Genomic DNA, 11,206 nt, shown 5'->3' with positions numbered 1-11,206 from the left:
GGCATTAAAAATGGGATTGAAAAGCTTAATCTCGTGCTTATGCCACTACTTTTTATTATCTTCATTGGACTGCTTATTTACGCGGCATTTCAGCCATCATTTATGCAAGCGGTGCATTTTTTGTTTGACTTTAAATATGAAGATATTAATGCAAATGTCTTTATGGAAGCTCTAGCGCAGATGTTTTTCTCTCTCTCGCTTGGAGTTGGGACAATCATCACCTATGCTGTTGCAAGCCAAGAGAAGCAAAATCTCCTTGTTTCAGCACTATGGGTGGTCGTCCCAGGCATTATCATCTCGCTTGTAGCTGGACTTATCATCTTCACTTTCTACTTCGGCTATGATGGCTCGCTAGGAAGCGATGGAAATAAGGGGATCAATCTAGTCTTTATTTCATTGCCACTCATCTTTTCGGAGTTTGGTGCAGTTGGGCAAATTCTATGCTTGGCATTTTTGGGTGCTTTGCTCTTTGCTGGGATCACTTCTACAATCTCTCTTCTTGAGCCAAGCGTGTTTTATCTCACACAAAGACGCGGACTCTCACGAGCTAAAGCGAGCTTTTGGGTAAGTGTAGCAGTGTTTGTGCTAGGGCTTTTTGCCATCCACTCTTTTAGCTCATATCACATACAGAATCTACAAAACTCACTACCTATCGAGGCAGATAAGCACAGCGCGTTTTTTTGGCTCGATACCCTTATGCAATACAGCAATCCAACATTTTTCTGGCTTGATTATCTAACAGCCAAAATCATTATGCCCCTTAGCGCGCTTGCTTCGATTATTTTTCTTGGCTATGTTATCAAAGAAGATACACTTAGGGGGCTTACACAAGGATTTCTTAACCCAATTGCATTTGAGGTGTGGTATTTTATCATTCGCTATGTCGCGCCACTTTTGATTCTAGCGATATTTATTTTTAAATTTTTTGAGTAATTGGAGGAGTGTATGGAACACTTTGAAGACAAAATTAAGAAAACTAAAGAGATTCTACAAAAGCTAAACGCGCAAGACTTGAGCCTGAAAGAAAGTTTAGAGTTCTATAAACAGGGTATGCAAGAGCTCAAAAATGCTCAAGATCTTTTAGAAAAAGCCAAGCTAGAGTATGAAGAAATCAAAGCAAGCGATAACTCATCTAGCCAAGCAGAAGCAGAATCTTAATGCGTATAGAACTCTACCAGCAGGATACACTTACCCCTAACGACTCCCGATTGGCACTCTTTTGCCATAAGCTTCAGCGCGACACACTAGTCGCCCTACCAGAATACACACTTAACCCATTTTTCACAATCTTGCGCACACAAGAGATGGGAGATACTCTCACTCACTCTAGCGCACAGCTTAAACTACTTGAAAGTCTAGCAAGCAAGCACCATATCCACTTCATCGCCCCCATCATCACCAAAATTAAAGGCGCGCTTTACAAGCAACTTGTATATATCAACCCAGAATCTATGAAACATATTTACTACACCCAGCAGCGACTAATCGAGTATGAATACTGGGATGAAGCGGCATATTTTGGCAACCCACAGCCAAAAAGCGCAAAAACTCCAAGTATATTTATGGTAGGCGAGTGCAAAATCGCTATGCTATTTGGCTTTGAAATACATTTTGATGAAATTTGGTGCAAGTTAAAGGCACAGGGCGTGGATATTGTCATTATGCCTTGTGCCAACACCTTTGACTCTGCACATCGGTGGAGAGAGCTGTGCAAAATGCGCGCCCTACTTAATGGCTGCGCAATTTTACGCATTAATCGTGTAGGTTTCTGTGAAGTTGATGGCGAGCAGTGGGATTTCTATGGAGATAGCCTAATTGCTATGCCTAATGGCATGATTTTAGATCATTTAGGCAATACACAAGAACGACTATCTATCACACTTACGCGTGCGCAGATAACGCATATCGCCAAAGAATGGGGATTTAGAAAAGTGTTTGACTAAAACCCAATCTTATGAGGATTTTAGAAAAAAATTTCTAAAATGTCAGTCGCATAAATATTGCAAGGAGGACAGTCTATACTATGGAAAGTATGCCTATATCTCTGCTATCTCATAAGAAAATATATGATCCAAACTCTAATGAATCTCTAGCTGAACGCAAAATATTTGGTGGCAACCCGACTGCTATGTTTGATCTAACAAGGATCAAATACCAGTGGGCATATAAGCTTTGGAAGACAATGATGGCAAACACTTGGTTTCCAGAAGAAGTCAATATGAATGGGGATAAAAAAGACTACGCAGAACTTAGTGGTGCAGAAAGACAAGGTTATGATAGAGCGTTAGCACAACTGATTTTTATGGATTCTCTGCAGACAAATAACATCAATGACAATATCAACCCATTTATCACAAGCCCAGAGATCAATCTGCTACTCATACGACAGGCATTTGAAGAATCTTTACATAGTCAGTCTTATGCCGTTATGGTAGAATCCATTAGCGACAATACGAATGAAATATACGATATGTGGCGCAAGGACATGCAACTGCGCAATAAAAATGACTATATCGCCAATATCTACATAGGGCTTGCCCAATATCCCACAGAAACAAACTTCATCAAAGTCCTATTTGCCAACCAGATCTTAGAGGGTATATATTTTTATAGCGGATTTTGCTACTTCTATGCCATTGCACGCACGGAGAGAATGCTAAATACAGCGCAAATGATACGCTTTATCCAAAGAGATGAAGTTACACATCTGCTCATTTTCCAAAATCTTATCAATACGCTCAAAAAAGAGCGTCCTGATCTATTTACAAAATCACTACAAGATGAAGTTATAGAAATGTTTAGAGCTGGAGTAAATGTAGAAGCCAAATGGGGAGAGTATATCACCCAAGGTCAGTCATTGGGACTCTCGCCTGAAAGCATTCGCGGATTTTTAGAATACTTAGCAGATGAAAGACTCAGTAAAGTAGGTATGCCAAAGCTATATAATGCGAAAAATACACTAGATTGGTTTAGGAGCTTTAGTAGCTTTAATAACCAAAGGACAAATTTCTTTGAAGGCAAAGTTACAAACTATACTAAAGGCGGGGTAGATTTCGATGATTTTTAAAGATATTGTGTCATTGCAGATAAAAACAAAACAAAACTTCCAAGATAATCTTGCGCGCGTAATTGCAGAAATCCACAACAGCCAAAATGGCTCAATTATACTTACTCCAGAATTGGTGTTTAGTGGATTCTGCTACCAAAATATGAATGAGGCAAGTGAATTTAGCAAGCACGCCACGGAACAGCTCCTTAATGCGAGTGCCAACCACACTATCATCACCACAATGATTGAGAAAAAAAACCACAAGTTCTACAACAATCTCAAAGTGTTTTCACAAGGTGAGCTTATACATAAACAAGCTAAACATCAGCTCTTTATGCTAGGAGAAGAGCATTTGCACTTTGCAGCAGGTTCAACAAATGAAATTATCCCCTTTCGACTTGATGGCATAAATTGTGGGGCACTCATTTGCTTTGAGTTGCGGTTTTTTGAGCTGTGGCAGAAGCTTAGGGGGGTAGATGTGCTATTTGTCCCTGCACAATGGGGACAAGCACGCAAAGATCACTTCGAAACACTTTGCAAAGCGCTAGCCATAGCCAATCAGTGTTTTGTCGTAGCGAGCAATAGTGCGAGCATACATATGGCAAAATCAAGCGCGATCATCAGCCCTTATGGTAAGGTTATCCAAGATGATACGAAAGAAGTTATCCAAGCACAAATTGATGTCGCTGAAGTAGAAAAAATGCGCAAATATATCAATGTGGGAATAAAGGAATGCATAAGATAAAAGGGCGTTTAATGTGCGATGAAATTGCCAAGCATTTTTCTCTACAAGACAAGATACGCAATGCACTAGAATCTGTCAATAGAGAAATGTTTGTCCCAAATTTTTCTAAGCACTTAGCATACAGTCTAGATCCGCTACCTATGCAAGCAGCACAATGGGTATCCTCCCCGCTCACAGTCGCCAAAATGACGCAATACCTCACCCCCGGTGATAGTGTTTTAGAGATTGGTTGTGGGAGCGGTTACCAAGCTATGGTACTCGCACAAATATTTCGGCGCGTTTTTAGTATCGAGCGGATAGAACCACTACTTACAGAAGCGCGCAAAAGGATCCGTGCAACTGGAGTAGGCAATATCCACACAAAATTTGGAGATGGGCAGCAAGGCTGGGCAGAATACGCCCCTTATGATAGAATCCTGTTTTCTGCGTGCATAGAAAAAGAAATCCCCCAAGCAATTATTGATCAACTAGAAGAAGGTGGAATTTTGGTAGCACCCATTCAAGAAGTCATCACTACGCAAAATATCTTATCGCTCTCCGGCACTAAAACCACAAAAAAACAAGTTAAGCAATATATCACGCGTTTTACAAAACACAATGGCACATTAAACAATAAGGAAGTTTTGGAAGAATGTTTGTTCGTGCCAGTCCTAGATGGCACAACACACTAGGAGCAAATAATGGAAATATTTGCCATCACGCTCGATACGATATGGCACAACGCCTTTACTGCAACATTTTCTATTTTGTGGTGTTTTGCTGGTGTTTGTATCGGTGCAGCTGGAGCTTGGCTACTTATCCCAAACACACACAATAGTCATCTCCAGCAAGATGCCATAGCACACCAAGCTCCAGCCCAACTACACGCCAATTTTCATAAATCACGCTATTTTTGGAGTGTCCTTGGCGCACTTGCTTGCGGTATAGTAGGTGGGTTTGGAGAGTCTATTTTACTGCCTTGGCTATTTGCGCTTGTAATTTTACTTCTATCCCTATGTGTGTGGGATATATACTATTATGCCGTGCCAAACTGGCAGAATCTAGCACTTTTGCTCATAGGTATTAGCAAGGGTGCTATACCACTTATCTCTCAAGCACCATTGCACCCAGATTTTAGTATCGATTTGAGTATTATTTATTTTGAAAGTGCAAGGTCTGTTCTCACTGATCTTTTGCTAGGGGCTGGTCTCACTAGCCTAATCCACTTCATAGGAATAATGCTTTTACAAAAACACTTACTTGGTGAAGGTGATATTGTATTTTACGCAAGTTTTAGCGCGCTCTTTGGCTTTGGGACTGCATTGATTAGTATATTTTGGGGCTGCGTATTGGCAAGTCTAATTATGGTAACTGGCAAGATTCTCAGAAGAGATACACCACCACTTGTGCCTCTAATCCCCTGTATAGTCAGCGGACTTGGCGTAGGCATATTCTATGGAGTGTGGCTATGATGCAGCGTTATCTCTTCTACGCAGCCACACAAATATTTTTACCATTTTTTATTGTACTGTTTTTTATCGCATCTGTTGTGCTACTTATTGGGCTTGCAACTGTTACACAATTTATCAAACTTAATGTTTGGGACTTGGGGCAGATATTTTTATACTCTATACCAAATGGTATCTTTTTTATTATTCCAATCACCTTTTTTTGTGCTTGTGTGTTGGGGCTATCAAGACTCTCCTTTGACTATGAGCTATTGGTATTTTTTTCACTAGGGATTTCACCACGCAAGATTCTAGCTCCATTTATTGGGCTTAGTATTTTTGCCAGCATTGTGTTACTGTTTTTTTCTCTCGCACTCATTCCACTATCAAAAAGTGCCTATGGCAACTTTATGGCTCAAAAGCGTGCTGAAGTTAATATCAATATCAAAGCTGGTGAATTTGGGCAGAAGCTGGGCGATTGGCTTGTGTATGCAGATACTGCTCACGATAGACACTATGAAGGTTTGGTGCTTTTTTCCAATAATCTAGAATCTCAAGAAGTCTTTATTACCGCCCAAGAAGGAGAAATGTCCAACAATGATGGAATCTTCACTCTACTACTTCGCAATGGTAATGCCTATTTCACCGAACCCAATAAAGTTGAGAAAGTAGATTTTGCCCAAATGCTCGTGCATACCAAAATCGATGAAATCAGCCTGAGTTCCTATGATTTATGGGCATACTGGAAAAGCGCTTTTGAGGGAAGTCGATCGCAGGCTAGAAGATTAGCGCAAGCTATCATCACCTCACTGTTTCCCATAGCGAGCATATTTCTCATACCATTATTTGGTATAGCAAATCCACGCTTCCACAAAAACCTTAGCTATGTATATCTACTAATTAGCGTAGCTAGCTACTTCATAGCAATGCATATCTTTAGCCAGAATGCACCATTCTATGGGATTGCTATATTGCCCTTCGCGTGGTTTGCACTATCTTATGTGCTGTATCGCAAGTTTGTATTGCAGGTCTATTGATCTACTGTTCAATAATATCGACGCCTACTGGCGGGATAAATACAAATATCTCATCACCAAGCACACCATTTAGGTGCACATCGTGTAGAGTGATCTCCACAACATTATCAAACTCATCTGTGAAAGTAAGCTTTTTGGGAATGTCATTACTCACAACAAGCACATAACGCGTGTTTTCAAAATCAGTAACATATGAACCATCTTGCTGTTTCTTTGCCCTATGTAAAATCTCCAAAAAATCTATCGTTGTTTTTCCAACACTCACCTGCTCTAAAGAGGGCTCATATATTGTCGTCTTACCCTTTTCTATGTATAACTCTTTTTGTATGGGAGTCTCATATACCCACTTTGCTTGAGATGGAGCCTTGATATACAGCCTTCCACTATATACAAGAACACTCTCTTGGCTCATTGTACGCTGTGTAAAAGAGGCTTGCAGTGTTACAATATGCTCACCATAGCCATAAGCAATATTAAAGCCACTAAATATAGCACAAATGAAAAATACTCTCAAGCTTTGACTAATGACAACCACAAGACCCACCACAGCAACCGCCACCGCGGCTATGCTCACTATGTTGATGGGAAGTATCACAAGAGCCACTGCCACAACAACCACCACCCACATAACCTTGCAACACTTCATCATGAGTTGCTTCACGCATATCAACAATTTCTACATCAAATAGCAATGTTTTACCAGCCAGCGGATGATTATAATCAATCATCACATTACTATCATTAAAATCCTTGACAACAACCTGTACGGTTTGTCCATCTTCTGCTTGCCCAAACAATGTCATACCTTTTTCCAAGACAATCCCATCAAATTGATCTTTTGGGACCTCTTGAACAAAGTTAGCCTGATAAATACCGTAAGCATCTTCTGGCGCTATCGATATATTGAGCTTATCTCCTTTTTTGGCAACAGAAACCGCTTTCTCAAGCCCACTAATCACCTGCCCAGCACCCAATAAAAACTCCAAGGGTCTTGAAGCCAAATTGCTATCTATAACATCTTGCGTATCAGCATCCTTAACCTCATAAAATATTGCCACAACTTGTTTTTGCTCATTAGTGTTCATGCCTTATCCTTTGTTTGTGTTTTGTCGCAGATCCTTGGCTTTCCTACCTTGCTCAGATTCTGGATACAGCCGGATGAGAGAATCCAAGAATTTATTGTAATTATCCATATCTTTAGAATACCTAAAAGCCCATGCAGTATGCCACAGAAGAATAGGCATATAGCTGGCTTTATCATCTACAGACGCGCTTTTTTTATAAAAACTTATCGCTTCTGCAAATTTACCGCGCTGATATTCAATCTCTCCAAGCATATATAGAGATGTCGCGGGCTTGTAATTACGCTGCACAAGCCACTCATAGCGTTTTTTAGATTCTAAGAATTTCTTTTCCCTATAAAGCTTCCTAGCTTCATCAAACACTTCTTTATTGCTTAATTTTGTAAAAATTTCAACCTGACTTCCTGTATTCGCCTGCTTAGTGCTGGGTTTATCGGTCTGCGATTTTGAACTTGACTTAGACTGGCTTGAATACTCGGCTCTAAGCTCAGCTAAAATTTCTTGATTTAACTCGGTTGTTAATGCAGTCAAATCACTAAGCTTAGCATTGAGTTGATCGATAGACTTTTGCATATCTACAATAGTAGTACTATGCTGCTTCACCAACTCCGACTGGTAATTAAGACTTGACTGCAAGCTTTGTATGCTCATATCTTGCCGTCCCATAGCATCAAGCAATGACTTAATACGCAAAGCCTGCCCATCAATAACACTCTGCATCCCATCTATAGACTGCTCAAGTGCTTGGATTCTAGCACTATAATCAATCGCCAAATTTTCAAGATTCTTGTTTGTAGATTGAAGTATTTTTAACTCTTTCTTTGTCGCGCCACTCTGCAACTCAAAGGCTGATGGCTCACCCCAAAGAGCCGTCAAAGAAAACAATAAGGAGTGGTAGAATCTACTATATTTCACTTATGTTGCTTTAATTGCAAATTACTTTGAAACTTTTACATCAGACCTGCGATTTTTTTGGTAGCAATCCTTTGTTTTATCCATACAAATAGGCTTACTCTCACCAAAGCTTACAACACGCACAGCATCTCTGTTAACACCCTTTACAACAAGCGCATCTCGCACAGCAATTGCACGCTTTGTTCCAAGAGCGTAGTTATATTCATCTGTTCCAAATTCATCGGTGTTGCCCTCGATCACCAGCTGAACGGATTCTTGCCCCTCAACACGACTAGCAATATCATCTACAACAGATTGCATATCAGCCCTAATAACAAACTTATCAAAATCAAAATATATGCTACCAAGCAAGTCCCCAGACTCTCCCAATGAAATACCGACCGCAGGCTCACTGGGAATAGTGGTCGCGTCACTTTCGCCTGTACCCGCTACATTAACCTTTTCCTTTGGACATCCAGTTAGTACAAAAAGTGCCACAAATACGCCAACAACCGCAACTGCTTTCTTCATTTCAAAGCTCCTTTAGTGAGATTAAGTTTAGATTATACCAAAGCTTTTTGTTTCGCTCCATTTACTTACCAATCAAACGACTGGATATTGGCTTTGCTGAGTGGGAATAAATAGCTTTTATTATAATCAAGCCTAATTACGCCTAGTGCTGTTTGCCCAGATGTATGCTTTAAAAACATCACACTTCCACCATCTTTAGAGAATCTTGGCATTTGGTTATTGCCTATCGCAGTCAATCGTCTAATATAATCTGTCTTAGTTGAAATAAGATAGATATTAAAAGTATTAGCACCGAACTCATTATCACTCTCCCTGCTTGAATAAGCAACATAATCTCCGTAAGCAGTGATGGAGCTATTGTTTCGTCCGTGATAAACTACCTGCTCTGCTGGCGCATCAATATCAAGTCTCTTTGAATAAATATTAGCATAGCCAGATCGATCTGATACAAACACCATAGATCTTTCATTATCAATAAAGTAGCCTGACACATCAATCCCAGAATACTTGGTAAGCTGAGAGATTTCTTTACTTGCCACATTATAAAGATAAATGTCTGGCTGGTGCCCTGGTGCTAGAGTAATTAGGAGATTTTGTCCATCCCTGCTAACATCAGATACTGACGCCATACCATCGCTATCAATAATCCGCTCAGATCTACCACTACGAATGTTGTATTTTATTATTGTGGGGCGCACGAGATACTTGGTAAAATAAATTTCTTGCTGTGTAGAATCCGCCCACTTTGGAAAAATGTTTAATCCACCAGTAACGATTGTGCGGCTATATGTAAGCGTATAGTCGCTTAAGACGATATTTGCCTGCCCAGAGCCCGTATATTGAGAATAGACCACATAGCGATTCATCCAAGCAATCGTTGGTGCTTTAATATAGGCATTAATATCAATTGCCATTTTATGTGCCACAAAGGGATAGAAAGCAGAATCGGGGAGCTGGTAAGTTTTATTGATCTTGAGAGCAGATGAGCCACTATCATAAACCAATATTGTCGCCTTGAGAGTCTTGTTTTCCTTAATAACCTGCACAATAGCCACAAGATCGATTTTCTTTGCTTGATAAGCGCTAAAATCTACAGAGTCCCTAGTGTATATCGCACCATCAATTGGCTCAAAATGTCCAGAGACATTTAAATCTCCCAAAAGAATTTTATAGATCTTTCTGGCTAACAAGGATTCTCCACCACTGATATATCCAACTTCTATTTTTGGTGTCTTTTGTCCCGATTTGATAATGTCAATCGTCGCATCCGCACCAAATAAACTGCACATCAACGATACAATCAACAAAATACTTCTCATAGCACCCCTTTGTTATTTGAGTCTAAAATTAACCTCTATCTCAATTACCTTGCCTTTTGGATAAGGTGGGAATCTATCTTGCTTCAAAGACTCGAGAAGATCAATCACGCTTTGATTATAGTCTTCATACGAAGAAAGCTTTGTAATGTGATAATAAAAACTTCCAGTATTTGTTATACGAAGCAAAACACTAACTTCTGCATCTTGATAATACTTTGACTGCCACTTGCGATAAATTATATCATAAATTTTACCAAACCATTCGTTATACTCGCCATCTGCAAACTCTGGTGAAATAGTTTGAGATTGCACATCGAGAGTCCTATTTTCTATTGCACTTAAATTGGAATGAAGCTTTTCAAGTTGCCGAATAGCTTGAAGTTTGCTAGAATCTTTTTTATCTCTCGTGTTTTTGGCATTTACGCTACGATCATCTCCGCTTTCTTTCGCTGGTGTTGTCATATCTGGAATTGTTGAAAAAATATCTTTAATGCCGATCCCTTCAAGATGTGTGCCAGAATCTTTTTTACTATCTTGGGGTGCTTCAATCGAAGTAAGATCAATAGTTATCATCTGCTCCATCATCGTATCAACACGAGGCACATACTTTGTCATAAAAATAGGGAAAATCTTCAATAACAGTACAAAAACAATGAGACCATAAAAGACAAATGCACCTACACCACTCCAAACAAGCAGAGAATCCTGCTTATGCTCACCCATTTGTCACCAAAGAAATTTTATTAAATCCTGTTTCTTTAACACTCTTCAAAATATACATAACACTTTCGTAACTAAGTTCCTTATCAGCACGAATAGAAATGGTAGTGTCCTTTTTACTGTATTGCTTTGCCAACAAATTAAAACTATCGGGAAACATTTCGTAATCATAAGCGCTGTTTTTAATGTAAATTTTTTTCTTTTTATCAATGCGAATCTCAAGTGTATGAGTTTGGGCTTTTTTTGTTGTTTTACTACCCTTAGGGAGAGTAATATCCTCCTGATATACTATGGTAGGTGTTGTAACCATAAGAATAGCCAATAAGACAAGCATAATATCTACAAGTGGGGTAATATTCAGCTCTGGCTTATCCTCCCACAAAAACTGCTCATCCATAAGAC

At 39.6% G+C, this 11,206-nt stretch carries 15 protein-coding genes; 8 read left to right on the top strand and 7 right to left on the bottom strand.

Annotated elements, in window-relative coordinates; translation table 11 throughout:
* The 8 genes from IKB69_RS05280 to IKB69_RS05245 form a co-directional block, all read left to right on the top strand.
* A partial coding sequence (locus IKB69_RS05280; protein ID WP_290946872.1) for a sodium-dependent transporter occupies positions 1 to 933 on the top strand: 933 nt, incomplete at its 5' end.
* A gap of 12 nt (positions 934 to 945) precedes the next feature.
* Positions 946 to 1,158, top strand: a complete 213-nt coding sequence (gene xseB / locus IKB69_RS05275; RefSeq protein ID WP_290946870.1) for an exodeoxyribonuclease VII small subunit — start codon at positions 946 to 948, stop codon at positions 1,156 to 1,158.
* Entirely contained in the window at positions 1,158 to 1,943 is a 786-nt protein-coding gene (locus tag IKB69_RS05270) for a carbon-nitrogen hydrolase family protein (RefSeq protein ID WP_290946868.1), read from the top strand. The genes xseB and IKB69_RS05270 overlap by 1 nt, the downstream gene beginning before the upstream one ends.
* Before the next feature lie 89 nt (positions 1,944 to 2,032).
* Positions 2,033 to 3,067 carry a ribonucleotide-diphosphate reductase subunit beta gene (locus tag IKB69_RS05265; RefSeq protein ID WP_290946883.1) on the top strand — a complete coding sequence of 345 codons (1,035 nt, stop codon included), beginning with the start codon at positions 2,033 to 2,035 and terminating at the stop codon, positions 3,065 to 3,067.
* Entirely contained in the window at positions 3,057 to 3,794 is a 738-nt protein-coding gene (locus tag IKB69_RS05260) for a carbon-nitrogen hydrolase family protein (protein ID WP_290946865.1), read from the top strand. Before IKB69_RS05265 ends, IKB69_RS05260 begins: the two co-directional genes overlap by 11 nt.
* On the top strand, positions 3,782 to 4,465 hold the full coding sequence (gene pcm / locus IKB69_RS05255) for a protein-L-isoaspartate O-methyltransferase (RefSeq protein ID WP_290946862.1): 684 nt from the start codon (positions 3,782 to 3,784) through the stop codon (positions 4,463 to 4,465). The genes IKB69_RS05260 and pcm overlap by 13 nt, the downstream gene beginning before the upstream one ends.
* Positions 4,466 to 4,474: 9 nt before the next feature.
* Complete coding sequence (locus IKB69_RS05250) at positions 4,475 to 5,245, top strand: prepilin peptidase (RefSeq protein ID WP_290946860.1); 771 nt, start codon at positions 4,475 to 4,477, stop codon at positions 5,243 to 5,245.
* On the top strand, positions 5,242 to 6,258 hold the full coding sequence (locus tag IKB69_RS05245; RefSeq protein ID WP_290946857.1) for an LptF/LptG family permease: 1,017 nt from the start codon (positions 5,242 to 5,244) through the stop codon (positions 6,256 to 6,258). The genes IKB69_RS05250 and IKB69_RS05245 overlap by 4 nt, the downstream gene beginning before the upstream one ends.
* Position 6,259: 1 nt before the next feature.
* On the opposite strand, the gene lolA is transcribed toward IKB69_RS05245, so the two are convergent.
* The 7 genes from lolA to IKB69_RS05210 form a co-directional block, all read right to left on the bottom strand.
* Positions 6,260 to 6,886: a LolA-like outer membrane lipoprotein chaperone gene (lolA, locus tag IKB69_RS05240; RefSeq protein WP_290946880.1), complete on the bottom strand. Its 627-nt coding sequence runs from the start codon at positions 6,884 to 6,886 to the stop codon at positions 6,260 to 6,262.
* On the bottom strand, positions 6,780 to 7,343 hold the full coding sequence (locus IKB69_RS05235; protein ID WP_290946855.1) for a peptidylprolyl isomerase: 564 nt from the start codon (positions 7,341 to 7,343) through the stop codon (positions 6,780 to 6,782). Before IKB69_RS05235 ends, lolA begins: the two co-directional genes overlap by 107 nt.
* 3 nt (positions 7,344 to 7,346) lie before the next feature.
* Complete coding sequence (locus IKB69_RS05230) at positions 7,347 to 8,255, bottom strand: tetratricopeptide repeat protein (RefSeq protein ID WP_290946853.1); 909 nt, start codon at positions 8,253 to 8,255, stop codon at positions 7,347 to 7,349.
* Positions 8,256 to 8,276: 21 nt separating this feature from the next.
* A complete protein-coding gene (locus tag IKB69_RS05225; RefSeq protein WP_290946850.1) occupies positions 8,277 to 8,765 on the bottom strand; it encodes an OmpA family protein in 489 nt (162 codons plus the stop codon).
* A gap of 65 nt (positions 8,766 to 8,830) precedes the next feature.
* Complete coding sequence (gene tolB / locus IKB69_RS05220) at positions 8,831 to 10,084, bottom strand: Tol-Pal system protein TolB (protein ID WP_290946848.1); 1,254 nt, start codon at positions 10,082 to 10,084, stop codon at positions 8,831 to 8,833.
* Between the two features lie 12 nt (positions 10,085 to 10,096).
* On the bottom strand, positions 10,097 to 10,807 hold the full coding sequence (locus IKB69_RS05215) for a TonB C-terminal domain-containing protein (RefSeq protein WP_290946846.1): 711 nt from the start codon (positions 10,805 to 10,807) through the stop codon (positions 10,097 to 10,099).
* On the bottom strand, positions 10,800 to 11,201 hold the full coding sequence (locus IKB69_RS05210; protein ID WP_290946843.1) for a biopolymer transporter ExbD: 402 nt from the start codon (positions 11,199 to 11,201) through the stop codon (positions 10,800 to 10,802). The genes IKB69_RS05215 and IKB69_RS05210 overlap by 8 nt, the downstream gene beginning before the upstream one ends.
* Positions 11,202 to 11,206 lie beyond the last annotated feature (5 nt).

It is taken from the genome of Helicobacter sp. (assembly GCF_017502485.1).
GTDB lineage: Bacteria > Campylobacterota > Campylobacteria > Campylobacterales > Helicobacteraceae > Helicobacter_B.
The sequence above is the reverse complement of the archived record's forward strand: the minus strand, read 5'-3'. Positions and strand labels throughout refer to the sequence as shown.

Bases quoted from the DNA above. Each gene is read 5' to 3' on its own strand.
- IKB69_RS05260 (WP_290946865.1), top strand. From the start codon at position 3,057: ATGATTTTTAAAGATATTGTGTCATTGCAGATAAAAACAAAACAAAAC.
- pcm (WP_290946862.1), top strand. From the start codon at position 3,782: ATGCATAAGATAAAAGGGCGTTTAATGTGCGATGAAATTGCCAAGCAT.
- lolA (WP_290946880.1), bottom strand. From the start codon at position 6,886: ATGTGGGTGGTGGTTGTTGTGGCAGTGGCTCTTGTGATACTTCCCATC.
- IKB69_RS05250 (WP_290946860.1), top strand. From the start codon at position 4,475: ATGGAAATATTTGCCATCACGCTCGATACGATATGGCACAACGCCTTT.
- IKB69_RS05225 (WP_290946850.1), bottom strand. From the start codon at position 8,765: ATGAAGAAAGCAGTTGCGGTTGTTGGCGTATTTGTGGCACTTTTTGTA.
- IKB69_RS05235 (WP_290946855.1), bottom strand. From the start codon at position 7,343: ATGAACACTAATGAGCAAAAACAAGTTGTGGCAATATTTTATGAGGTT.
- IKB69_RS05210 (WP_290946843.1), bottom strand. From the start codon at position 11,201: ATGGATGAGCAGTTTTTGTGGGAGGATAAGCCAGAGCTGAATATTACC.
- xseB (WP_290946870.1), top strand. From the start codon at position 946: ATGGAACACTTTGAAGACAAAATTAAGAAAACTAAAGAGATTCTACAA.
- IKB69_RS05215 (WP_290946846.1), bottom strand. From the start codon at position 10,807: ATGGGTGAGCATAAGCAGGATTCTCTGCTTGTTTGGAGTGGTGTAGGT.
- IKB69_RS05245 (WP_290946857.1), top strand. From the start codon at position 5,242: ATGATGCAGCGTTATCTCTTCTACGCAGCCACACAAATATTTTTACCA.
- IKB69_RS05265 (WP_290946883.1), top strand. From the start codon at position 2,033: ATGCCTATATCTCTGCTATCTCATAAGAAAATATATGATCCAAACTCT.
- tolB (WP_290946848.1), bottom strand. From the start codon at position 10,084: ATGAGAAGTATTTTGTTGATTGTATCGTTGATGTGCAGTTTATTTGGT.
- IKB69_RS05270 (WP_290946868.1), top strand. From the start codon at position 1,158: ATGCGTATAGAACTCTACCAGCAGGATACACTTACCCCTAACGACTCC.